The 25,796-nt window shown below is 30.8% G+C and carries 23 protein-coding genes; 18 read left to right on the top strand and 5 right to left on the bottom strand.

The window, feature by feature from the left end; genetic code table 11:
- Positions 1–156 precede the first annotated feature (156 nt).
- The 4 genes from JMO20_RS12515 (at position 157) to JMO20_RS12500 (ending at position 5,229) form a co-directional block, all read left to right on the top strand.
- The gene (locus JMO20_RS12515) at positions 157–1,494 is read left to right on the top strand and encodes a uracil-xanthine permease family protein (RefSeq protein WP_202710018.1); all 1,338 of its coding nucleotides are present in this window, start codon (positions 157–159) and stop codon (positions 1,492–1,494) included.
- Positions 1,495–1,684: 190 nt separating this feature from the next.
- Positions 1,685–2,488, top strand: a complete 804-nt coding sequence (locus tag JMO20_RS12510; RefSeq protein WP_202710017.1) for an FAD binding domain-containing protein — start codon at positions 1,685–1,687, stop codon at positions 2,486–2,488.
- Entirely contained in the window at positions 2,478–2,945 is a 468-nt protein-coding gene (locus JMO20_RS12505; protein ID WP_202710016.1) for a (2Fe-2S)-binding protein, read from the top strand. Before JMO20_RS12510 ends, JMO20_RS12505 begins: the two co-directional genes overlap by 11 nt.
- Complete coding sequence (locus JMO20_RS12500) at positions 2,926–5,229, top strand: xanthine dehydrogenase family protein molybdopterin-binding subunit (RefSeq protein ID WP_279380125.1); 2,304 nt, start codon at positions 2,926–2,928, stop codon at positions 5,227–5,229. The genes JMO20_RS12505 and JMO20_RS12500 overlap by 20 nt, the downstream gene beginning before the upstream one ends.
- Positions 5,230–5,418: 189 nt before the next feature.
- Here the strand turns inward: JMO20_RS12500 and JMO20_RS12495 are convergent, their stop codons facing one another.
- Genes JMO20_RS12495 through JMO20_RS12485 form a run of 3 tightly spaced genes read right to left on the bottom strand, consistent with a single transcriptional unit; the run spans position 5,419 to position 6,477 of the window.
- Positions 5,419–5,991, bottom strand: coding sequence for a manganese catalase family protein (locus JMO20_RS12495; RefSeq protein WP_202710015.1), 573 nt, complete (start codon positions 5,989–5,991; stop codon positions 5,419–5,421).
- A 13-nt stretch (positions 5,992–6,004) separates the two neighbouring features.
- Positions 6,005–6,271 (bottom strand): spore coat protein CotJB, encoded by a 267-nt coding sequence (locus tag JMO20_RS12490; RefSeq protein WP_202710014.1) that lies wholly within the window; start codon positions 6,269–6,271, stop codon positions 6,005–6,007.
- Positions 6,272–6,297: 26 nt separating this feature from the next.
- The gene (locus tag JMO20_RS12485) at positions 6,298–6,477 is read right to left on the bottom strand and encodes a spore coat associated protein CotJA (RefSeq protein WP_202710013.1); all 180 of its coding nucleotides are present in this window, start codon (positions 6,475–6,477) and stop codon (positions 6,298–6,300) included.
- A gap of 347 nt (positions 6,478–6,824) precedes the next feature.
- On the opposite strand from JMO20_RS12485, the gene JMO20_RS12480 reads away from it, so the two are divergent.
- The 5 genes from JMO20_RS12480 (at position 6,825) to JMO20_RS12460 (ending at position 12,354) form a co-directional block, all read left to right on the top strand.
- Entirely contained in the window at positions 6,825–7,979 is a 1,155-nt protein-coding gene (locus tag JMO20_RS12480) for a hypothetical protein (protein WP_202710012.1), read from the top strand.
- A gap of 523 nt (positions 7,980–8,502) precedes the next feature.
- Entirely contained in the window at positions 8,503–10,281 is a 1,779-nt protein-coding gene (locus JMO20_RS12475) for a methyl-accepting chemotaxis protein (RefSeq protein ID WP_202710011.1), read from the top strand.
- 460 nt (positions 10,282–10,741) lie between these two features.
- Entirely contained in the window at positions 10,742–11,077 is a 336-nt protein-coding gene (locus JMO20_RS12470; protein ID WP_202710010.1) for a hypothetical protein, read from the top strand.
- Between the two features lie 82 nt (positions 11,078–11,159).
- Positions 11,160–11,735, top strand: coding sequence for a hypothetical protein (locus JMO20_RS12465; RefSeq protein ID WP_202710009.1), 576 nt, complete (start codon positions 11,160–11,162; stop codon positions 11,733–11,735).
- 76 nt (positions 11,736–11,811) lie between these two features.
- A complete protein-coding gene (locus JMO20_RS12460) occupies positions 11,812–12,354 on the top strand; it encodes a hypothetical protein (protein ID WP_202710008.1) in 543 nt (180 codons plus the stop codon).
- Between the two features lie 103 nt (positions 12,355–12,457).
- Here the strand turns inward: JMO20_RS12460 and JMO20_RS12455 are convergent, their stop codons facing one another.
- Entirely contained in the window at positions 12,458–12,799 is a 342-nt protein-coding gene (locus JMO20_RS12455; protein WP_202710007.1) for a hypothetical protein, read from the bottom strand.
- Positions 12,800–14,041, bottom strand: coding sequence for a DUF1576 domain-containing protein (locus tag JMO20_RS12450; protein ID WP_202710006.1), 1,242 nt, complete (start codon positions 14,039–14,041; stop codon positions 12,800–12,802).
- Between the two features lie 168 nt (positions 14,042–14,209).
- On the opposite strand from JMO20_RS12450, the gene JMO20_RS12445 reads away from it, so the two are divergent.
- The 9 genes from JMO20_RS12445 to JMO20_RS12405 all read left to right on the top strand — a co-directional run bounded on the left by JMO20_RS12445 (position 14,210) and on the right by JMO20_RS12405 (position 25,685).
- Complete coding sequence (locus JMO20_RS12445) at positions 14,210–14,485, top strand: ArsR/SmtB family transcription factor (protein WP_202710005.1); 276 nt, start codon at positions 14,210–14,212, stop codon at positions 14,483–14,485.
- 101 nt (positions 14,486–14,586) lie between these two features.
- Positions 14,587–17,112 carry a DsrE/DsrF/DrsH-like family protein gene (locus JMO20_RS12440; RefSeq protein WP_202710004.1) on the top strand — a complete coding sequence of 842 codons (2,526 nt, stop codon included), beginning with the start codon at positions 14,587–14,589 and terminating at the stop codon, positions 17,110–17,112.
- 346 nt (positions 17,113–17,458) lie between these two features.
- A complete protein-coding gene (locus JMO20_RS12435) occupies positions 17,459–18,007 on the top strand; it encodes a rubrerythrin family protein (RefSeq protein WP_202710003.1) in 549 nt (182 codons plus the stop codon).
- A gap of 430 nt (positions 18,008–18,437) precedes the next feature.
- Complete coding sequence (abc-f, locus tag JMO20_RS12430; protein ID WP_279380124.1) at positions 18,438–20,498, top strand: ribosomal protection-like ABC-F family protein; 2,061 nt, start codon at positions 18,438–18,440, stop codon at positions 20,496–20,498.
- A 331-nt stretch (positions 20,499–20,829) separates the two neighbouring features.
- Positions 20,830–21,459: a hypothetical protein gene (locus JMO20_RS12425; protein ID WP_202710002.1), complete on the top strand. Its 630-nt coding sequence runs from the start codon at positions 20,830–20,832 to the stop codon at positions 21,457–21,459.
- A gap of 246 nt (positions 21,460–21,705) precedes the next feature.
- The gene (locus JMO20_RS12420) at positions 21,706–23,013 is read left to right on the top strand and encodes an HD-GYP domain-containing protein (RefSeq protein ID WP_202710001.1); all 1,308 of its coding nucleotides are present in this window, start codon (positions 21,706–21,708) and stop codon (positions 23,011–23,013) included.
- A complete protein-coding gene (locus tag JMO20_RS12415) occupies positions 23,003–23,569 on the top strand; it encodes a DUF5317 domain-containing protein (RefSeq protein WP_202710000.1) in 567 nt (188 codons plus the stop codon). The genes JMO20_RS12420 and JMO20_RS12415 overlap by 11 nt, the downstream gene beginning before the upstream one ends.
- Positions 23,570–23,649: 80 nt before the next feature.
- Positions 23,650–23,889 (top strand): hypothetical protein, encoded by a 240-nt coding sequence (locus tag JMO20_RS12410; protein WP_202709999.1) that lies wholly within the window; start codon positions 23,650–23,652, stop codon positions 23,887–23,889.
- Positions 23,890–23,975: 86 nt separating this feature from the next.
- Positions 23,976–25,685, top strand: a complete 1,710-nt coding sequence (locus JMO20_RS12405) for an MASE3 domain-containing protein (RefSeq protein WP_202709998.1) — start codon at positions 23,976–23,978, stop codon at positions 25,683–25,685.
- The last annotated feature ends 111 nt before the right edge of the window (positions 25,686–25,796 follow it).

Raw genomic sequence — 25,796 nt, 5'->3', positions numbered from 1 at the left:
TGCCTTAATAGGTCAGTGCTAAAGAATAGAAATATTCTTTCGTGCTGACCTTTTTTGTTTGCTTTGTATTAATATTCTACAGACCATTGAAAAAGCACATATTACAAGGGTTAATTATGGCTAAAGGTTGGAAATGAAAAAATAGGGGGAAAAAAGATGGAAAATAGTGCAAAAGTCAATAGTTCAAAGTATGAGCTTAATGGTAAACCACCATTGAAAGAAGCTATTCCTTTAGGCTTGCAACATATTTTAGCTATGTTTGTAGGGAATGTAACTGTACCTATCATAATAGCAGGAATATTAGGTTTTTCTAATGCGGAACAAACTATCTTAATTCAAAGTGCTATGTTTGTTGCAGGGATAGCAACTTTAGTTCAGTTATATCCAATAGGTAGAGTAGGGGCTAAGATGCCTGTAGTAATGGGAACTAGCTTTGGATTCTTACCTACATGTATAGCAATTGGAAATTCCTTTGGACTTGCAGGTATTTTAGGGGCTCAGCTTATAGGTGGATTTTTCTGTGGCTTTTTAGGTCTTTTCCTAAAGCCATTGAGAAAGTTTTTCCCATCCTTAGTTACTGGGACAGTAGTTCTTACCATAGGGCTATCACTTTTACCAACTGGGATAACTTATATGGCAGGTGGGTCTGGGGCAGCTGACTTTGGTTCTCCTTCCAATTGGTCTATAGCGTTAATAGTTTTAGTTACGGTTGTATTCTTTAAGCAATTTACTAAAGGATTTACAAGCTTAGCATCAATTTTAATCGGTCTAATTGTTGGTTACTTAGTAGCTATACCACTTGGAAAAGTAGACTTCTCAGCTATTACGCAAGCAGGATGGTTTGCAATACCTAGACCTCTTCACTTTGGATTAGCATTCCATTGGGAGGCAATAGTTGCAATGCTTATAATGTATGTAGTAACAACAGTAGAAACAGTAGGAGACATCTCTGGTATTGCAATGGGAGGAGCAAATAGAGAAGCAACAGATAGAGAATTATCAGGGGGAATTATATCAAACGGGTTAGGTAGTTCATTTGCAGCTTTATTTAATGCACTTCCAAACACGTCTTACAGCCAAAATGTTGGATTAGTATCATTTACAGGAATAATGAGTAGGTTTGTAGTTGCAACTGGAGCTATATTCTTATTAATAGCAGGATTATTTCCTAAGCTAGGAGCAATAGTTGTTACTGTACCACAAAGTGTTCTTGGTGGAGCAACTGTAGTTATGTTTTCTCAAATAGCTTTAACAGGTATAAACCTGATAACTAAAGAGAAGCTGACTACCAGAAATAAAATAATAGTTGGATTAGCATTAGCCTTAGGATTGGGGCTAGGTCAAGTACCTGATGCATTAGCTTATTTACCTGACTCTATACAATTAATATTTGGTGGCTCAGGTATAGTAATAGCTTGTATCGTAGCACTTCTTTTAAATATAATACTTCCACAAGACAAAATTCAAAAGAAGGTAGAGAAGGAAATTGCATAAGTAATAAAAATACCAACCTTTAGCCCTAAAATATAATTAAGAAAATTGCTTACTAAAATTATGTAAAAAATTATATTTACTTTGCGATTGCATAATTTTTTAACTAAATAAAATTTAATTAGAGGTATAGCAATGTATTCTACTTTAATATTAGAGTGCATTGCTTATTAATATAAGAGAGGTGAAATATTTGATAACTATTAAAGAATATGTTATGCCTAAGAATATAGATAAAGCATATGAATATTTAATTTCTAAGAAGAACTCTATGATATTTGGCGGAGGGGCTTTTATAAGAATGGGTTCAAAGAATATAGCACTTGGAATAGATCTCTCTAAAGCAAATTTGAGATATATAAATGAACAGGATAACGAAATTGAAATAGGAGCAATGGCCACCTTTGGAGACATTGAAAGGTCCGAAATATTAAAGAGATTTTCTGGTGGGATATTATCCATTGCAATCAAAGATATAGTGGGAATACAGTTAAGAAATATTGTCACCCTTGGCGGTACAGTTTATTCCAGATATGGATTTTCTGATTTAATAACTGCCTTATTAGCTTTAGATGCAAAAGTAAAACTTTATAAAGGAGGAGTAAGAACTTTAGAAGAGTTCTTAGAGAATGGAAGTAAAAGCAAAGATATTTTAGAAAAAGTTATCATTTCTAAGACTGACGGTTTTTCAGTGTTTAAATCTATGCGGAACTCTAAAGGAGACTATGCCATATTAAACCTAGCAATATCTAAAGTTGACGGAAAATATAGAATAGCTATAGGAGCAAGACCACAAAGAGCAATAATATCTTCCCAGGCCATGGATTTCTTAAATAAGAACCAGATTAATGATAAAGCTATTGAAAAAGCTAGTAATATACTTGCTTCTGAAACCGTATTCGGTAGTAACCCTAGGGGAAGTAGCAAGTATAGACATGAAATAAGTAAAGTTTTATTTAAAAGGGCAATTGAGGAGGTAATGGCCAATGAAAATTAATGTTAAAATTAATGGTATTAAAAAGGCTCTTGATGTATCTCCCGATGAGTACCTTGTGGAAACCTTAAGAAATAACGGATACATGAGCTTACGCAAGGGTTGTGACACTGGTAGTTGTGGTATGTGTACTATACATCTCGATGGAGAAGCGGTCCTTTCTTGTGTTTTAATTTCAGCTAAAGCAGATGGTCATGAGATTACGACAATTGAAGGAGTACAAGAAGAGGCTAAAGATGTGGCTAAATATTTAGTGGATGAAGGTGTGGACCAATGTGGATTTTGTGGAACTGGAACAATTATGAGTATTCTATATCTCGAAAAATGTGTTGATAATCCTACAGATGAAGATATACTTCACTATTTAAGAGGGAATTTATGTAGGTGTACCGGATATGCAGGACAATTAAGAGCAATAAAAAGATATTTGGAGGCGAAAAATGATGAAGGTAGTAAATAAGTCTATATCTAAAAAGGATGGAATGGCTCTACTACAGGGAAAACCTCTATATACAGATGATCTTGCTCCGAAAGATTCATTAGTAGTTAAGGTTTTAAGAAGCCCCCACTCATTTGCTAGAATTAAGGAAATAAATACATCAATAGCTAAAAAAGTTCCAGGAGTAGAATGTATATTCACATATAAGGATATTGAAAGAAGGCCATTTACAAGGGCAGGGCAATGTTATCCTGAGCTTTCAGCCTACGATAAATTTTTATTAGATGAATATGTAAGACATGTAGGAGATGATGTTGCAATTATTGCAGCAGTTGATGAAAAGACTGCTATAAAGGCTATGAAGCTTATAAAAGTTGATTATGAAAAGCTAGACCCTGTTTTAGATTATAGAAAGGCAGAAGGTCATAAAAATATTGTCCATCCAGAAGATGATATTTTTATCCATGCTGATGTTGGATTTAATAAAGACAAAAATATTGCCTGTGAAGTTAACCTTCGACTTGGTGATGTAGAGAAAGTTATCAGTGAAAGTGAAGTGGTTATAAAAAAGACATATGAAAACCAAGCACAGGCTCAAGCAATGGCAGAAACCCAAAGAAGTTATTCATATTTGGATATGCAAGGTAGATTAGTTGTGGTTTCTTCAACTCAGATTCCCTTCCATACAAGAAGAATATTGGCCAATGTATTTGATTTACCTGAAAGTAAGATAAGGGTTATAAAACCTAGAATTGGTGGAGGCTTTGGTTCTAAACAAACAGCTCATTCAGAGTTCTATCCAGCTCTAGTAACATTAAAAACTGGTAAGTCTGCTAAAATAGTATATACAAGAAGAGAGGTGTTTAGAGGAACAACATCTAGACATGCAATGAGGTTTGATGTAACTATTGGAGCAAATAAAGAAGGAAAAATAAGGGCTATAGATATGAAGGGAATATCTGATACTGGGGCATATGGAGAACATGCTCAAACAACTATAGGAGCAGCAGGAAAGAAAGTATTACCACTTTATAATAAAGTTGAAGCTTGTAGGTTTAATGGAAAAGCTTTATATACTAATAATGTTCCAGGCGGAGCACTTAGAGGATTTGGAGTAACTCAAGGCACATTTGCTTTAGAATCAGCTGTGAACGAGCTTGCAAAAGAGCTAAAAATAGACCCTGTAAAGATTAGAGAGCTTAATATGATAAAAAAGGGAGAAACCACAAAGCTTCTAAATATGACAACTAAAGGTTGGGGAGATGAACCGATGCATATGGATAGTTGTCAGTTGGAGTACTGCGTGAAAAAAGGTAAAGCACTAATAAGCTGGGAAAAAAAATATCCTAAAATGCAAGTAAATAAAAATAAAGTAAGAGGAGTAGGTATGGCTATAGCTCAACAAGGGTCAGGATTACCCAAGATAGATATGGCTTCAGCTATATTAAAGTTAAATCCTGATGGGTTCTTTAACCTATTAATTGGCGCCACGGATTTAGGTACAGGGAGTGATACTATTCTAGCTCAAATAGCTGCAGAGACAATGGGAATTGACGTGAATAATATCATCGTTTATTCTTCAGATACAGATTTAACTCCCTATGACAGTGGAGCATATGCTTCAAGCACCACATATACAACAGGTAATGCCGTCAAGATTGCTGCCGAAAATATGAAGGATTTAATTATTAGATATGGTGCTCAATATTTTGAAACTGATGAAGGAAATATCGAATTTAATGGAAAAGAAATCATTAGAATAGATAATGAAGAGAGAATTACTTTTGAAGAATTCTCGAAGAAAATAACCTATAATATACTCCATACTCAGCTAGTAGCAAGTGGTTCATTTGTACCAAAGAAGACTGCACCACCATATATGGCAGGATTTGCAGAAGTCGAAGTAGACTTAGATACTGGTAAGGCAGATGTAATAGAATTTGTTGGGGTTGTAGATTGTGGTACTCCAATTAACCCTAAGCTTGCAACTATTCAGGTAGAAGGTGGTATTGTTCAAGGAATTGGATTAGCCCTATATGAAGAAGTAAAATATAATGATAGGGGTAGATTAATGACAGATACCTTTATGGAGTATAAGATACCGACGAGGGTAGACTTGGGAAAGATTACAGTTAAATTAGCAGATGGTCATGACGATACAGGACCATATGGAGCGAAATCTATAGGTGAAGTTGTTATAAATACAGTGGCACCAGCTATTACTGATGCAATATATAATGCTTGTGGAGTAAGGGTAAGGGAATTACCAGCTACTCCAGAAAAAATATTGTTAAGTAAAGCATAACTAAAAAGATATTATATTAAGAATTTAATTAAGATTAAATATATTATTGAAGTTATATTAAATAAGTTATCTCCACCTCTTTTAAGGCTAAGAAGTTCTAAAATCATGGATTTCTTAGCTTTATTATTGAAAAAATCAACTTGTATGTACGCTAAAAACTACTTGGTAGTTTTTAGCCTTCTCTATATTTTAATAATGCTTTTTTCTGTTTTGATAATCCTTAATGATTTCTAAAGTCTCACCAAATCTTTGGAAGTGAACTACTTCTCTTTCTCTAAGGAATCTTAAAGCTTCATTAACGCCAGGATCATCACTTAGTTTAATAAGATTTTCATAGGTAGCTCTTGCTTTTTGTTCTGCAGCCATATCTTCATATAAATTAGCAATTGGATCTTCTTTAGATTGTATAAATGTAGCAGTCCAAGGAACTCCTGCAGCATTTTGTGGGAACAATGCTTTACCTCTATTTGCATAGTTTGCTTCAAATGGAGTACCCTTTATTTTATTTATAGGAGCATCTTTTACAAGCTTATATACAATTGTACCAATAATTTCCCAGTGAGCTAGCTCTTCTGTTCCGATATCAGTCAAGATGCCTTTAGCTTGCCCAGTAGGCATAGTCCATCTTTGAGTTAAATATCTTATACCCGCTGATAATTCCCCATCAGCACCTCCGAATTGTTCTAAAATCATTGCTGCTAATGTGGGATTACATGTATCTACCCTTACAGGGTATTCTAATTTTTTCTCATAAATCCACATAAACTAACCTCCTTTAGTAGTTACAACCACAATATTCTATATCCCATGGCCAAGGTTCTTCAATGTATCTCCAAGGAAACTGACTCATACTAGTAGCCTTTAAAGGTCCATAAAGATCTGTATACATCATTTCTAACTCTTGATACTGTGCCGAAAGTGTATTATGAAGTCTCAATGCTCTTTCATCTGTTGGGTGAGTATCCAAATAAAGATTTGTTTCAACTAAAGAAAATCCGATTTCCATAAGCTCATTAAGAAGCTTAAGTTGTTTCTTATCCATTATTACACCTCCAAAAATATGAATATCTATTTACCTACTTTATATGGTTTGTATAGCTCAGGGAACAACGTACCTTTACATAATGCTTCCTTTGGCTTGAAAACCTTACCCATAACCTGAAATGGGAAATAACCTTCTGCTAATTCAACACCAGGCTTACTATAAGGGCTTAAAGGCATATTACCATTATGCATATTATTATCCATGATATTACCTCCTTGAATTAATCTTCTTGCACTATTATAGTACGCTTGAACAAGTACAAATGTGAAAGAAGTATATAACATAATGTATAAAAAAGTATGTATGAGAGTATATAGTAAAAGTGGTTTTCTCAATTAATATAAATATGCTCTTTGACAAATAAACGGAGTAAAAGATATGATAGTAAAAAGGTATAAAATGTAAAAAAATAACTAAATAGGAGATAGGACACTTAAAATTTGTTGCTATTTTGTAATTCAATGAAGAAAACGAATTAACATGAGAAAGTATTCGTAAAGAAATTCTGTATTTTATTTTGCTATTGTGTATATTGTAAGGGGTGAATATAGTGAAAAAAGCTTTTTGTATTTTGATATGTTTATCTGTAATCCTTCTATTTATATCGGGATGTCAAAATTCAATAAAAAAAGCAACTAAAAGTTCAGCTGAAAGCAACATTGAAAAATTATTGGGTGAAAAGATTGAAAATTTAAGAAAGGTACAGATAAAATATGGACTAAATAATAATACTGCTTTAATACTAGAGGATAGAGAAATAAAGATAATAGAAGATTTACTCAATAATGCAGAGTTCTATGAATCTGATAAAGGTATATCTGGTCCATTACTATACATAGATTTTTATGGAGAAAAAGATAAGAAGCACATTTCCATAGGAGATAATAATGTTATTTCATCGGAAAATATTAAAATATTTCAATCGAAGGACATGATTTTTGAACAGTTACTTTCTATACTTAGAGAGAAAGTTGAAGGGACAGGAGAAGAAAAGATTGAAAAATTAATAGGTGAAAAGATGAAAAATTCCTTAAGAATAACAATTGAAAGCGATAACGATGGTAAGACTGCCCATATAAAAGATAAAAATAAAATTGAAGAACTAGGAGATTTATTTAATACAACGAAATTTTCAAAATCTATTAGTAACATAGAATCTCCGCAATTATGCATAAGTTTTTATACAAAGGAAGATGTAACGAGATTTTATGTTGGTAAAAATGATATTATTAGATTAATGGATTATAGGAATATAGAATCTAAGGAAATAAATTATGAAAAGATACTCTCTATATATAATGAGAACATTTCTAATGCAGAAGATGGAAAAAGTGAAAATTCATCAGAGGTAAAAATAGAAGATTTATTAGGACATAAAATTAAAGTCACTTTAGATTCAAAAATTGAAAATACAACAAAGTTAGAAATGATTTATGATGCACATAGTAACTTTCTAAAATTATTTACTGAAGATGAGATAAAAGAACTAGAAGATTTATTTAATAATGCAGAATTTTATAAAACCTATAAACCTAGATACAATATAGGGATTCGTATAATTTTTTATGGAGAGAATGGTACTAATAATTTTTATATTGACGAAGATGATTATATTAAGTTATCAAATGATAGATATGTAAAATCTGATCAAATAAGTTTTCAAAAGTTATTCTCTATATATCAAGAGGTTTTATTGAGAAAATAATAAGGTTAAAATGGACTGTGTTATCAACTAAAGGGTGATGCTACAGTCCTTTTAATTTTAAATCAAATCATAGAAATAGAGTATTTGTGATACTAGGCTTTCTTCAACTTAATATATGAACATTATTAAAGAATCAAACTATGAATTTCCTAGTGAGTAGATTCTTTTGCTCTCATATCAGTCAAGATACCCTTAGCTTGACCAGTAGGCATAGTCCATAACAGATAATGTAGGGTTAGATTTATCTATCTATAAATTATTTCGAAAAAATTTTCGTAGATTACATGTCTTATTATACATATCAGATTTAAAAAAATTATCATATTAAATAAAAATGTTTAATTATACAATTTGTTCATATATTTCAGTGTTAGAATTTAACAAGAGCTAAAAAAAGGAATAATGAGAAATTTGTTGAAATTATAATTAATGTGATGTCTTGTTTATTTTATTTAATATTTATATGCACTAATTAATAAAAAATGAGTTGATTTAATAATTAAACAATCAAGGGGGAAGTAATATGAAGAAAAATAAAGGGTTAATCAAATCATCCTACAAAAGGAAGCTAGTTATACTTACAACATTGTTGCTGATAGTTCCAATGCTTACTGTAGGGATAATTAGCTACAATGTATCAAAGTCTCAGCTAAATGAACAAGGAAGACAGATTTTAAAAAATAGTGTTAAAATGACGTTGCAGTTAATTGATGCTAAGCAACAAGAAGTTGAAAAAGGTAATCTTACACTGGAAGAAGCTCAAGAACAGGTAAGAGAATACATATTAGGAGAAAAAGGGGAAGATGGTACAAGACCAATCAATAAGGAAATAGATCTTGGCGAAGATGGCTATATAGGAGCTTATACTATAGATGGTTATGAAGCTATGCATCCTAGTTTAGAAGGAGAAAATGTATGGGAAGCTAAGGATAAAAGTGGAAATGATTTTCTACTTGTTCAAGACCAGATAAGTAAGGCTAAATCTGGCGGAGGATACACCTATTATTCATGGGATTTACCAAACTCAGAAAGGATAGGAGAAAAAATATCATACTCTGAGCTAGATCCAAACTGGAATTGGGTTGTTTTCTCAGGGGCATATATGCAGGACTTTAATAAAGGGGCTAATGCAATATTAAAGATATTAATAATTTGCTTAAGTGCATTTTTAGTAATAGGATTAATAATTATTATATTATATGCAAATAGTGTATCTAATCCAATAAAGAAATTAACCTATGCAATTAAAGAGGTGTCAGAAGGTAATTTAGATATTTCTAAGTCTAAGATAAATGAGATTAAAAATAAGGATGAAATAGGTATACTTAGTGAGTCTGTTACTACTATGGTAAATAGTATGAAAGGCTTAATTACGACTGTTAAGGTATCATCGGAAAAGGTTAAAGAATCTTCAACAGTTTTATCAGAAATCACAGATCAAACATCTGTTGCTACAAATGAAGTCGCCCTAACCATAGAAGAAATCGCTAAAAGCTCTACAGAGCAGGCTAAGGATGTTAATCTTGGAGTACAGAATATTAATGACTTAGCAAAAGGAATTGATGATGTAACTACGGCTAGTGAAAAGATGAATGAAATATCACTAAACACTGAAAAATTAGGAAACGATGGTATTAGTAAAATAAAAATATTGATAGATAAATCAAATGAAAATACTCAAGCTATGAAAGATATCAATGGCATTATCCTTGATGTTGATAAAAGCTCTGAAGAAATTGGCTCTATTACTGAAACCATAGGACAGATAGCAGAACAAACTAATTTATTGGCATTAAATGCTGCCATAGAGGCTGCAAGAGCAGGGGAACATGGAAAAGGCTTTGCTGTGGTTGCAGATGAGGTAAGGGGACTTGCTGAACAAGTTACAAATGCAGTTAGTCAAGTTAGTCAATTGGTTATGGGAATACAAGATAAATCTAAAAAAGCCGTTAATGCAATGTATAATACAGAAAAAATTGTTCAAGAGAGTAATGTAGCAGTAACTGACACACAAGAGGTATTTGACAAAATTTCCTCATCACTACAAGACTTGATTGCACAAGTTACAAAGGTTAAAGATTATAATATAGATATGGAGAATAAAAAGGATGAGATTGTGGGAGTAATTAATGGACTAGCATCTGTCGCAGAAGAAAACTCTGCTGCAACTCAACAGGTTTCAGCATCTACTGAAGAGCAATTAGCTTCCATTGAAGAAATTAGCTCTCATTCTAAACAATTAAAGGAACTAGCAGATGATTTGAATGAGATAATAGGAATGTTTAAATTAGAAGATAAATAAAAGGCATAGAGATAAAAAAATAATTTTTAAAAATTAATAAAACTTATTAGACACCACATAAATAGTATAGTTTAAGTACTAGTTATGGGGTGTTTTTAATGAGGAAAATTATATTGCTAGAGTTATAATTTTCTAATAGCTTTTGTACTTTAGAATTGCTAATCTATTGTGTTGGAGTAGTATTATAGAATAAAATATTTTCAATAAATTGACTTATAGACAAAAAAATGGATAAATGTTATTGTTGTAAATAACATTACAGCATAAAAAATTCTTAAAAGAATATATAATTAAAATCCAAGATTTAAGATTATATGGAAAATAAAAAATATATAATATTATTTTACTTTACTTTATTAACAGCAAAAATTTAGGGTCAGATAGTATTTTTCTATAAAAATTATATATTAGAATTAAGAAGTTACAAGTATATTCTTCTATTATTGAAAGGGGTATAAGTATGATAAGTAAAGAAACGAAATTCTTAGTTGCCTTTTTTGTTATATCACTTATTATTTTTATATGCATTAGCTACTTTATATCGAATGAGACCATAGGAAATTCTATTATCTGGAGTCTTATAACTGCAGTAACCTTTACTTTAGGACTTGTATTCATTGATGGAGAAAAGGTCTATTCGAAAGCTGTTGGATATACCTTTTTAATATTTGCATTAATTTATGGTGGCATTAAAATTATGAAAATCACTGACGTTAAACAAATGCTTCTTGTCTATTTGTTAATTAATTTTAAACATATAAAAGGAATGTTCAGTAATAAAAAATCTGAAATTTGAATTGTTTGGAAATGAATTTTGATAAGAAATAATTTTATTAATATTTATATGACCTGAACTTGAATCAGAAAGAAGGTTTTCTATGAATAGAAGATTGCTTGCGTTTTTCATATTATATTTTGTAGTAAGTAGTATTGTCATACTTAGTCAATATAATAGAAACAATTTGTATGAGAATATAATAAATGCTGAGGTTAGTAATAATTTAAATAGTATGATAAAGAATTTTCAAAGGGCCGAAAAGCAGATCGAAGCAACTCTGCAATCAAAGAAAATGAATATGAGGACTGTACAAGTATTTAGAGACTTGTCTGCTGAAATGAATAAAGTAGAATACTACATGTTAAAATTAGAAAATAAACCAATTGAAAACAAGACAGCAGAAGTATTATTTAATATTCGAAAGGATTTAGAATATATACAAGGAGATAAAGAGGTCCTAATACTGAAAGAAGAGGAAATAGTTAAAATAGAAAAAATATATGGATTAATCCAAATATTAAATAGCACAATTGAAGAGTACAGAGATGAAATTGACTACCAAATAAATGAATTAGAGATTATAAATAATGATACTTGGATAAACTCAATTCAGTCTTTAAATGACAGCATTGAAGAAAATGATAATTATCTCTATTTTCTTAATATTGATGATTAGCTGATGGTTTTGAGAGATTGTTAATAAAAATAAGAAAGAAAAGATTTGTATTAATATAATTAGGAGATTTATATTTATGAAGAAGATAATTATAACAATTATAATATTATCATCTGTTATTTTTACAAGTATACTATTATACAACAATACTAAGTATGTAGAATTTAATAATATTGAAGAACATATTGAATCTGAAGTAGGCTATGATGTTAGTATAAAGAAACATTTGAGTAAAGACTGTGAGTATTTTATGTATACATTTGAGTATACATTTGAGGATAAGAGTAGAGAAAAGCATATAGGGATGTCATATTATGAAAAAAAGTTTGGTGGACAATATAAAAGGATTGGTGGCAGTTCAACGAATCAAGGGTTTGGGACTTATAACCTTGGATACCACGGTGAAGTTTTCTATAGACTATACGCTGTTTTCGGAGAGAATAAAGGGCATCAGATAGATAATATAAAATTAGATTTTCAAGAAGTAGTTTATAATGAGAATATTGCTAATGAAGATTATTATTTAATAGTGTATAAGTTTACTGAAAAAGACTATGGAAGTGCTGTACTTACTTTTTATGATGATAAAGGTAATGAGATTAGAATGAGTGATTTTTAAAGCGACCGAACCTACTAGAGATTTTTTATTAGCTATTTTAGTAGCTAGTACTATAATAAAAAAACACCTTTTCAAGGTGTTTTTTCAAGCAATAATCGTATTCTTATTTATATCTATACAAAGTTATAGACAGATCTTTCTCGTCATAATTTACTTCAGCTTTATCTATCATGGCTCCAACTAGACATAGCTCAGTATCACGATCATTTTCACCGGCTAACTCCCAATAATATTCTTCAATTTCTGTTTGTCTTGGACCTGAAAGCAGCTGCTTTAGCTTTTTCACTCTTTTATCTTTACAATCTATACTATCACCACTTATGGAAATCTTAAAATATTCCTCGCTATTTTCAACTGAAATATTCATTGAATTGGTGCCATGCAATAGACAGAATGTAACCAGTTCATCTATTATTTTAGATATTTTTTTCACTTCATGCTTCATTTATTTATCCTCCTTCTTAAATGCGTCAATTATTGGTACTAGGAAAGAAGCAACTAATCCCCCTGAGAAACCGTTATTATATAGGTTTATTCCTCCATGTATAACACCTATATTCATCACAACTGACAAGTGTAGGAATCCAGCGAGAATTCCTCTTAACCAGCCATACTCTCCAGCAATAGGCGCTAAAGTAGTACCAAACAATCCAGCTATTATAACAACAGTAGATTGACCATCCCAAATATTAACTAAGCTTCCTAAAAAAACACCTATTAAAATAGGAATACAGTTCTTAGGATGCTTACCAAAAGATGCAAATCCAACAATAGTAAGCAATGCTCCTACAATAGGACCATCTACTACTCCTCTAGATATTATTACATAAATCATCCCTATTAAACCCATGATCCCCATATTTATTAAGGCAATGCCGAAGTTAGTTAATTGAGTAAAGTCTGTTATAAGTCTACCACTATATTCAAAGATATCAGAATAGTTTTTAAAGCTCTTTTCATTGAAGATAAACCCTATAATAATAAGTAATATGAAAAAACTCGTTAGATATATCTTCATTAGTAAATCATATTCATTAGAAAGTATAAGTGTGCTTTCTATAGTTAAACCAAAGCTTCTTAGTAGTGAGGCTATAACTGTGCCTAAAAATCCAGCAGTAAATCCAATATTGTAAAGACTGTAACCAGCATGAGCCCTTAATAAATGAGCTGATAAAGGTGGAAGAACAAAACCTGCAAGTACCCCAACTAAAATTCCAGCCAAAATATTAATAGGATAAGGTAAATTAAGGCCATAGCTTATTTCATTGACTAAAGGTGAAATAGCTGTACCAAACATAGTGATTAAGGCAACGCTTTTAAAAGAACTTTTTTGGTATCTAGAATATAGATATCCTCCTAGATAAATCGGCCAAACATTATAAATATTCTTTCCTAAAAAAGCAAAACCAGTAATTATGAATATAGCTGCTATAGAAATACCATTAACTTTAATATCCAGCTTTTTTATTAAGTATATATTTAGCAGGGATAATATAGCTGAGTTTATAAAGGTTGCTCCTAAACCACCTACTTTTAAGTAATCTGTTAAAAGTATATCTGGGTTTATAATAATTCTATAGAGTCCGTTAACAATATTACTAGTATCATCGAAAATAAAAGCTAAAATAATTAGCGATATTGGAAAAATCAATAATACGGATATTTTCTTATTTTCAGTTATCGGCATATCATTCCTCCTTCTTTGTGATTTAAGACTATTAATATCAATATACTATAGAATGACAATATAATAAAGGATTTTATGAAAAGGCTTGTATAATAATTGACAATTAACATAGAATATTGTAATATAATGATATAACGATTTACTATAGAGGTGATTACAATTAAAGAAATGAAATTTGATATGAAAGAACTTGAAGATAAAGCCGAACTACTAAAGGCAATAGCTCATCCCATAAGACTTTGTATTGTTAGAGGGTTAATGCAGGAAGAAGGAAGGAATGTAACTAACATACAGACATGTTTAAGCATTCCACAATCTACGGTTTCTCAGCATCTAGCTAAACTAAAATCGGCTGGAATAGTAGAGGGACGAAGAAGTGGAACAGAAGTAAATTATTATGTAATAAATGAAGACGTGAGAAATGTATTAAATCATATATTTTAAAATTAATAAATTAAAAAATCATTAAAATAGTAATGATTTTTTTTGAGTAAAATATCTATAATTCGTAATATTACGATATAACGAAATAAGGAGGAATATACATGTCAAAAAAAGTACTAATTGTTGGTGGAGTAGCTGGTGGAGCAAGTACAGCCGCTCGTTTAAGAAGGATGGATGAAAATTCAGAAATAATTATGTTTGAAAGAGGAGAATATATATCTTTTGCAAACTGCGGATTACCATACTATATAGGCGAAACAATAAAGGAACGAGATGCACTTCTAGTTCAAACACCTGAGGCAATGAAGGCTAGATTTAATATTGATGTTAGAGTAAAAAATGAAGTAACAAAAATTAATAGAGATAAAAAGGAAATAGAAGTAAAGAATTTAGACACTGGGAAAGTATATAAGGAATCCTATGATGTACTGGTATTATCACCAGGATCAAGTCCTCTTAAGCCACCAATTCCAGGAATAGAGAGTCCAAATATATTTTCACTTTGGAACATTCCAGACACTGATGATATAAAGGGATTCGTTGATAATAAGAAGCCTAAAAGAGCTGCAGTTATAGGTGGAGGCTTCATTGGAATAGAAATGGCTGAAAACCTTCATGATAGAGGGTTAGAAGTTTCTATAATAGAGATGGCAAATCAAGTAATGGCTCCAGTAGACTATGAAATGGCACAAATAATACATCAACATATTAAATCAAAGGATGTTAATTTATATCTAGAAGATGGAGTTAAGAACTTTGAATACAACAAAAAAGATGATACAACTACAATCACTCTTCAAAGTGGAAGAAAGGTTGAAGCAGATATAGTAATTCTATCTATAGGAGTTAGACCAAATAATGAATTGGCAAAGAGTTGCGGATTGAAGCTAAATGAAAGAGGTGGAATAGTTGTTGATGATCATCTTAGGACTGAAGATGAGAGCATTTATGCTATAGGAGATGCAATAGAAGTAACAGATTTTATGAATGATAAAAAGACAATGATTCCTTTAGCTGGTCCTGCGAATAAACAAGGTAGAATTGCAGCAAATAATATAGTTGGCAAAGACGAAATATACAAAGGAACTCAAGGAACTTCTATCGCAAAAGTATTTGACCTAACGGTTGCTAATACTGGTCATAATGAAAAGATTTTAAAAAGAAATGGTATGGAGTATGGAAAAGATTATAGGATAACATTAATTCACTCAAAATCCCATGCAGGGTATTATCCTGGTGCAATACCAATGACAATCAAACTGATATTTGATATGGATGGAAAAGTCTTAGGAACACAGATTGTTGGATATAACGGTGTAGATAAGAGAATAGATGTAATAGCAGCTTCTATAAGATTTGGTGGAACTATATATGATTTAAAAGAGCTTGAACTTGCCTATGCACCTCCATTCTCTTCAGCGAAGGACCCAGTTAATATGGCAGCATTTACGGCTGAAAACATATTAAAAGGAGATATGGATGTAATACTATGGAATGAATTTGAAAGTATTGATAAGAAAAACACTATAATACTAGATGTAAGAGAGCCAATTGAAAGGGAACTAGGGCATGTTGAAGGGTCAGTAAACATACCTGTTGATGAATTAAGAGACAGATTGAATGAGCTAGATAAAGACAAGCTTATTATACCTTATTGTGCCATAGGATTGAGAGCTTATATAGCTACAAGAATATTAAAGCAAAATGGCTTTAAGAAAGTTAAAAATTTCAGCGGAGGGTATACAACCTATAGTTGTGTATTTTGCCAAGATGATGATTTGGATAAATGCGGAGGAGTGCAATGTAATCCTGAAGCAAGCTTTAACGATGATGGAGAACCTGAAGTAGTAGATACTAGTTTGGAAAATGAAGTAACTGGAGAAACAGTAAAACTAAATGCTTGTGGTTTGCAATGCCCAGGGCCAATAATGCAGGTTTATGAAAAGATGAAGACTTTAAATGTTGGAGATATACTAGAGGTTACAGCTACTGATCCAGGATTTGTTTATGATATTAAAGCGTGGAGCAATAGAACTGGGAATACTCTTCTAAAGACAGAAAAAAGAGAAATTGAGTTTGCTGCTTTCATAAAAAAGGGAAAAGGACAAGTTAATAATGTTGCAAATACAAACAAAAAGGAAATAATGGGTAACGTCAAAGATGATAAGACCATGGTTGTATTCAGTGGTGATTTAGATAAAGCTATTGCTTCATTTATTATTGCAAATGGAGCTGCATCTATGGGAAAAGAAGTGACTATGTTCTTTACATTTTGGGGCTTAAATATACTAAGAAAACCAGAGAAAGTAAAGGTTAAAAAATCATTTATGGATAAAATGTTTGGAATGATGATGCCTAGAGGTAGTAAAAAGCTACAATTATCTAATATGAACATGGCTGGTATGGGACCTAAAATGATAAGAAAGGTTATGAATGATAAAAATGTTAATTCATTAGAAGAACTTATAGAGTTAGCTAAGAAATCTGGAATTAGAATGGTAGCTTGCACTATGAGTATGGATCTTATGGGTATAACTAAAGATGAATTGATAGATGGAGTAGAATATGGTGGAGTTGCAGCTTATCTTGACGCAGCAGAAGAGTCAAATGTTAACCTATTTATTTAAAAGATAAATAAATGAACTAGAATGGTTGTATTAATAAAAGCGGTATGTTGAGATTAATCTCATCATACCGCTTTATCGTATTAGGAATCAATATTTAATAAAAACAGGAATGTAATCATAGATAAAGCTAGGATATTTAACTTTCTAAGAAAATAGATTTTATTCTAAAGTTTTATGTAAAATTAAAATGGGTATACTTCACTATTCAACTGCTTTTATGAAATTCTCATGAGAAAAACAGCTTGATTTAAAAATTATTTCATTAGAATAAATTTTAATGTTTGTTATAATAGTATTTGGGTAAAAATTATCCGAAAATAAAATTACTGTAAGGGGGCAATTTATTATGAATGAAATGACAGCACAAAATTTGAGATCAGCATATGGCGGAGAAAGTCAAGCTCATATGAGATATAAGTCTTGGGCAAACAAAGCAGAACAAGAAGGATTTAAAAACGTTGCCAATTTATTTAGAGCCGTTTCTTATGCTGAGGAAGTTCATGCAACTAATCACTTCAGAGCGTTAAAAGATGAAGCAGGAGATTTCCAAGTTACTGCAGGAGCTGGATTTGGATTAGGAAGTACTTCAGAAAACCTTCAAGGAGCTATAGATGGAGAAAACTTCGAAATTGAGCAAATGTACCCAGCTTATTTAGCTGTAGCAGAACTTCAAGAAGAAAAGCAAGCTAAATTATTTATGAAGTATGCTATTGAAGCTGAAAAAACTCACTCTGAATTATTTACTACTGCAAAAGAAGCAGTTGATGCTGGAAATGACTTTGAAGTAGAAGAGGTTCATGTATGTCCAGTATGTGGATATACTTTTGGAAATGAAGAACATGAAGCCTGTCCAGTGTGTGGAGTTAAAAGAGAAAAATTTATATCTTTCAAATAGAAATAAATTAAATACATATTTGAGTAAAAATAAGGTATTCCTTTTAGGATACCTTATTTTTATGTGTCTTTTTGTATTGAAACACTTAATAAAGAATGATATAATATATAGGAATATGTAAGGAGGTGCAAAGATGAAGTCTAAACTTTTAGTTGACATTATTTTGGATAGACTACCAATTTCAGGTATAACATTTACTCCACAAAACCAAGGGAGTAGTGCGTCCAAAATTAAATACTATGTTAACTGAAAGCAAGTGAATCATCTTTACACGGATATTGTATATTAGAATAACTGGTCTAGGTAAAGGATTACTTGCCTAGACTTTTTTATATTCTACAGAAAGTATATTAATTCTAATAATTGAAAAAGCAAAAGCACATAAATATTTTTATTAGGAGTAAAAATACTTGATAAGAGTTAAAAAATCTTGTATAAAATCAAGGGGACATTAGGCTTCTATTATTTAGAAGATATCTATAGAACTCTCATGTTAAAGGAATGTCTAGGTAAGATTTCGCTGCCTAGGCTATTACTTTTTGAAAGGAGAGATAAAATGATTGAGTTATCATTAAATGGAATTCAAAAATATTATGGTGCTACTAAGGTATTGGATGATATAACCTTTGAGGCAAAAACAGGAGAAAGAATAGGAATAGTAGGTAGAAATGGAACTGGTAAAACTACTATATTTAAAGTTATATCTGGGTTAGAGGACTATAATGGAGGAGTATTATCATTAAGAAAAGGAGCCACTGTAGGATATCTAGACCAAATACCTGACTATCCTCAGGAATATAAGGTAATTGATGTTCTTAAAACTGCATTTGAAGAAATCTTCAAGGTAAGAGAAGAAATGAAGAAACTAGAGGAAGAGATGGCTAGTGTTAATCAAAATGACTTAGATGTTGTAATGAAGAAATATGGAAAACTGCAAAGCACTTTTGAACATATGGGTGGCTATGATATTGATGAAAAAATTAGCAAAATATCCTCAGGATTAAAAATCTCAGACCAGTTTATGGAAAGGAAGTTTATAAATCTTAGTGGTGGAGAAAAAACTACTGTTGTACTAGGAAAAATACTAATGCAGAATCCAGACATTTTACTGCTGGATGAGCCTTCAAATCATTTAGATATTGAATCTGTAGAATGGTTGGAAGGATTTCTTAAAGAATATAATGGAACTGCCTTGATGATATCCCACGATAGATATTTTCTCGATATGGTTGCAACTAGAATTGTTGAAATAGAGGATATGAAAACAGAAATCTATGAAGGTAACTATTCATATTATGTCGAGGAAAAAGAAAGAAGGCTAATAGCACAATTTGAGGTCTATCAAAATCAGCAAAAGAAAATAAAAGGTATGGAAGAGGCTATAAAGCGTTTTAGAGACTGGGGTACTAGAGCTGATAATGAAAAGATGTTTATCAAAGCTAGAAATATGCAAAAAAGAATAGATAAAATGGATAAGGTTGATAAGCCCACTCTAGAACATAAGAAAATGAAGCTAGATTTTTCTATTCAAGATAGGTCAGGCAAAGATGTAGTAAGAATTGAAAAATTAAGAAAAGCATTTGGAGATAATTTAGTCCTTGATGGATTAAATCTTCATGTCAGATATGGAGAAAAAGTCGCTATACTTGGAAAAAATGGTAGCGGAAAATCCACTCTTATTAAGATTCTAAATAAAGAATATGATGCTGATGAAGGAAAGGTTAAGCTTGGAGCAAGTGTCAAAATAGGTTACTTAGACCAGAATATATATTTTGATAATGAGGACCAAACTATATTAGAATCCTTTAGAGAGAAACATATTATGCCAGAAGGAAGAGCAAGGGGTATTCTTGCTGGTTTCCTATTCTTTGATGAAGATGTTTTTAAAAAGGTTAAAGATTTATCGGGAGGGGAAAAGAGTAGATTAAAGCTTTGTCAGCTTATGTATGAAGATATTAACTTCTTAATTTTAGATGAGCCAACTAATCACCTGGATATTGATTCTAGGGAAATGTTAGAAGCATCTCTAGATGATTTTGAGGGTACTATACTTTTCATATCCCATGATAGATACTTTATAAATAAAATTTCAGAAAGAATAACAGAGATTCGTAACAGAAAATTATATAGTTATGGTGGAAACTATAACTATTATAAAAGAAAAAAGGAAGAAGAGAAGGATAGAATTGAAGCAAGGGAGCAAAAAAAGGAAAGAAATCAACAGAAGAGCAAGAATGTTGAGAAGAATCCAAATGAAAATAAACAATCAAAATCTTCATATAAGTATAAGATAAATCAAATGAATATAGAAAAATTAGAAAAGGAAATAGAAAAGTTAGAGAAACATATTGAATTAAAAGAAAATGAAATGAAACAATATTCTACAGATCATGAAAAACTAGCTGATTTGTTTAAAGAGAAAGAAACTTTAGATAATAAGTTAAATCGATTGATTGAGGAATGGACTAAATTAAGCAGTGAGATTATTTGACATGTAATAATGCAAAGAGAGTTTTTGAAGTATGTAGATGAATAAAAAACGCTATGATGAGAAGGTCATAGCGTTTTTTAGTAATGAAAACGCATAAGGAGTTCGTACTGTAATCTTCACTTTAAGATTAAAAGCAAAGGTTTAACCATATAATTCCATCTAAGGAATACGTCTATTTTCGAAATAAAGAAGCATGCTGCTAACTGAAAAAAATATAAAAAAAAGAAGGGAAAGTAATCTGCTTGATAGAATATATATAAGTGGTAAATTACATAGAATGATTTTGCCATAGTAAGTTAGAAATTCAAAGTATTTTAAAGTGGGTGATTTGATGAATATTAAAGAAATGGAGCAGTTTCTAGTTAAGCTTAAGTCTATAATTTCATGTAAGATTATTGTAGATAAAAAAAATGACATAGAAGAACTACATATTCTTTCCAATACACAAAGAGAGCCTAAGCAAATCTCGAGAGATATTCAATCAATGTTGATATCTGAATTTGGAATTAATATTGATCATAAAAAAATATCTATAGCTCAAATTGATGAAGAAGTAGTTTCAAATAATGATTTTAGATTAAGATTTTCTACTGTTGAGTATTCATTAACTGGAAAAAAGGCTACAATAAAAGTTGTTCTTGAGAAAGGCGGCAAATATTATGAAGGACAAGTTGCTGGAATACAAACAAAGTATAATTCCAAAAGAATGATAGTAGAAGCAACCCTTAAGGCAGTGGAAAATTTTTTAGGAGTAGACGAATTGTTTATAGCTGAAGATGTTAAGGTTATAGAGATTGCAGATAAAAGAGTAGTTGTAACAGGGATTGTATTTTTTAATGAATATGAAGAACAGTTCTTTACAGGATGCGCATCAATCAATAGTGACCACAAAGAATCAATAGTGAAATCAACCTTAGATGGAATAAATAGAAAGATTGTGCAATATCACAATGAAAATTAGGTCGACAAACCTTTTAGCAAATTTAGTAAAACCAGCGAAGCGTAGATAGTATACTGTACTAGCGATTCAGTAATAATTTACTATCTGGAGGAGGCAATATAAATGAAAAAACTTTTATTAGCTTTATTAAGCATAGTTGCACTAGTTTTAGCTAGTGGCGCTAACATGTCTTGGGTATAAGAAATAAATAGAATTTTTATGAATTAATTTTGTCGACCTAATTATTCATATATAAGGAGGATTAATATGAGTAGCTTGCCGAGTAGAGTCAAAATATATGTATCAATAATCTGTATAATATCCGTACTAGTTTTTGGGTTTTTAATCAATGAATACGCTATTCCCAATGTATATTCTCTAATATTTTGGTGTGTATTAGCTATTACAGCTGAATCTCTACTTATAATTATGCCAAGTGGAGCAGGAATCTCTGTGGCATTTGCGATAATATTAGCCTCACTTATAATTGGAGGACCTCTATTTGCAGCAATTACTACTACGGTAGGATTTGTTTTTAGAGTAGTTAAATTAAACAATAAAATTATTCATTTATTTAATGCACCAGTATATAAAACGATATTTAATGTAACTCAAAGTATCATTGTCGTTGGAATATCTGGGGCTGTTTACTCTAAAGTATCTATTAAGCTTGGAGAAGGAGGACAAGCATTATCGATTGTAGCCTTGCTGATAACTCTGATTGTATATATGCTTTTAAATACATTTATAGTATCTATGCTATTTTCTCTTATTTCTAAGCAAAGATTTTTTAATATGTGGATGAATAACTTAAAGATGCTTTTTCCTAGTTCTCTTGCAATTGGTACTTTAGGAATAATAATGGCCTTAGCATATTTAGAATATGGCTTTGGTGCAGTTCTATTGTTCTTTGGGCCATTACTCTTGGCTAGGTATTCTTTTAAAATGTATATAGATATGAGAGAAGTCTATATGGAAACAATACAAGCTCTGTCGAAGACAATAGAGGCTAAGGATGCATATACTCGTGGTCATACCACTAGAGTAGAAGAGTACTCAATTAAGCTTGCAAAGGCTGTAAAACTCAGTCATAAGCAGATAGAAAATATTAAAATGGCAGCATTATTACATGATATTGGTAAGATTGGAATAGATGATAATATACTTAAGAAGCCTGGTAGATTAACAGAAGAAGAATATAAGGCTATTCAGGAGCATCCAATAATTGGGGCAGAAATATTAAAGGATGTAGATTTTCTTAAGGATATAATAGATATAGTGAAACACCATCATGAAAGATATGATGGAAAAGGATATCCAGATGGACTAAAAGGTGAGAATATACCAATGGAGTCTTCAATATTGGCAATAGCCGATGCATATGATGCAATGACATCAGACAGACCATATAGAAGTGCTTTAGATAAGAAAGAAGCGATAGAAGAAGTTAAAGGAAGTGCTGGTACTCAACTTCATCCCAAGTTATCAGAAATTTTCGTTGGAATTATTAAATCTGAATTACAAGCAGAAGAAAAAGCTAAGTCTTTGAAGGGGGCTGCTGTAAATGATAATTGAGTCAGTAGCATCATCGTTAGTAGTAGGAAAGGCTAGAGGTGGTAAATTTAAATTAATAGGGGAACTTGAATTAAAGAAATATTATTTATTTATAATAGGTTTTGGAATTGAGTTCTTATCCGTCTTTTTAAATACTAAGAATTTAGGATTTATGAATCAAATTTTAGACAAATATTTTATAATAATCCATACTATTTCTTATTTATTAATTTTTATTGGACTAATATTTAATTTTAATAAAAAATCAATGATTTTTGTTTTTATCGGAACATTATTAAATTATATAGTTATAATTTCAAATGGAGGGCAAATGCCAGTATCAGGAAGTGGATTGAGTTATCTAGGATTAAAAGATACTCTGAATGCTTTGAAGAATCATGCTATAATAACTCACACCTTAGTTAACGAAAATACAAGATTGTTCTTCTTGGGAGATGTTATTCCTACACCTAAATTTTATCCCTTTTCAAAAATGATAAGTATTGGAGATATATTTTTAGGAATAGGAGTATTTATTCTCATTCAGAATGGTATGTTGAAAAAGGCTAGAGATTAATCTTTAGTCTTTTATTTTATACATAATTCTCTTGAAAATGTGGATAATAAATCAAAAGATAATCAAGGAGTGTGGATAAAATGGAAGATAAAAGAACATTAGCAGATATCATAACACAAACTAAAGAGATCTCAAAGAATAATGAGAATAGCATTTCTAGCATCAATAGCATAGAGATGTTATTGACTTCTGATAATAATGGAACAGCAAAGGATAGAAATATTTCAGAAACCATAAGTAATCTTAAGAATAAGCTACAAGAAACTGTTGATGCTACAAATGAGATGATTTCAATGATAGATAAAAACAGACAAAAATAATTGGTGAAATTTTTGTAAAGGTGGACAATTATAGAGGTATTAATATTTTTTTGTAGAATTATATATATATTGAAAGGGGGAATTTTGTGATTGGACTGAAAAGGATAACAGACAATAAAAGAATCAATGAACTGTATCTCTTTTTATCTGCATCTATACTATTTTGCGCACTAACTATTTTCATTTTAAATATCACAAGTGAATTTACTTATAAAGTTTTTTCACAAAACACATATTTAATAATCCATTTATTAATGGAATTCACTTCTGCTTTAATTGGATTTTCAACCTTTGCAGTCTTGTATTATACCTTTGATTTATTTAAACAATTGAGGTATATTTTTTTAGCTAATTTATTTTTAGTTGTAAGCTTTATAGACATTCTCCATGTTATGTCTTACGATGGAATGCCAGCTTTCCTTACTGGAAATACCCCCCAGAAAGCCACTGCTTATTGGATAATTGGAAGGATTCTAATGAGTATAGGACTTTTAGTATTTAGTTTACTTTCTAAAGAAAGAAAGACTAAGATTGATAGAAAAGTATTTTTAGGTACCAGCATTCTGATACTTATGATTATTTTTATTATTGTTACGTATAATATAGGATTAATTCCTCCTTTATTCATTAATGGAGTAGGATTAACACCATTGAAAGTTACATTAGAGTATATTATAGTAGGTATAAATGTTTTAACATCATTTATTTTATTGAGAGAGCATAGACGTTTTAAAAGTGGACATGCAATTGGACTTTTAATAGCTTTGGTTTTTAGTAATTTTAGTGAGTTGACATTTACCTTATACGTAAATGTTTTTGATACATATAATCTTTTAGGGCATATTTTTAAAATAATTGCCTATTTCGCAATTTTTAAAGCCATTTTTTTAAGCACAATTAGAAATCCATATACACAATTGTCAGAAGTGCAGAATGAATTGAAGAAATACGCGGATAATTTAGAGAAACTAGTAGATGAAAAGACAGAAGAGTTGGTTGAAAAAAATAAGAATCTTATAGAAATGAATAAAAAGATTCTTGAGGATTTAGAATCGGCTAAGGAAATACAAGAAGCGTTGTTGCCACAAAGAGTTCAAGAGATAAACGGTGTGAATTTTTATTCTAAATATCTACCATGTGAGAGATTAAGTGGTGACTTTTACAATTATTTTAAAATTGATGATGAGAATATAGGAGTTTATATAATAGATGTATCTGGACATGGGGTTCCAGCTGCTATGCTCACGATATTTGCTAGTAGGATATTAAAAGGGAATATTTTTGATTTGGATGAGGAAAGTGATTACTCAATAATATCACCAAGCGACGTTGTTTCAAATTTTTATGAAATATTTAATGAATCTAATTTTCCCGATGAAAACTATCTTGTTATGTTTTATGGAATATATAATACTGAACGGAATGAACTTACCTATTCTTCAGCAGGGCATAATTGTCCTCCTATGATTGTGAAAAGAGATGGAGAAGTAAAAGATATAGACTATGGTGATGGATTTCCCATATGTAAGCTTGAAGGAATAATTGACCCTAAGTATAAAGATTATAAAGTAAAGCTAACAAAAGGGGACAAGATACTTTTTTATACCGATGGAATTGTAGAGGCTAAAGATGAAAATGATAATCTTTATACTGCAGATAGATTAGAGCGTCTAGTAAAAGAAAATAAAGAAAATGCCTCTCAGGAGATTATACAATCAATTATACAAGACTTATCAAGTCATAAAGCACTAGATAAATTAGAAGATGATGTAACTCTATTTATAATGGAAGTTTAATTATCTATAATATAAATCTAAAAAAACAATAAAGGTGATTAAGTCTTCCTATGGAAGATTTAATTCTTTTTTGGAAAAGGAATTAACAGAGGAAATGATACAAATAATAAA

Source organism: Sporosalibacterium faouarense, assembly GCF_016765695.1.
GTDB classification, from domain to species: Bacteria; Bacillota; Clostridia; order Tissierellales; family VENL01; genus Sporosalibacterium; species Sporosalibacterium faouarense.
Note: the sequence above shows the minus strand (reverse complement) of the source record. Positions and strands in the feature narration are given on the sequence as shown.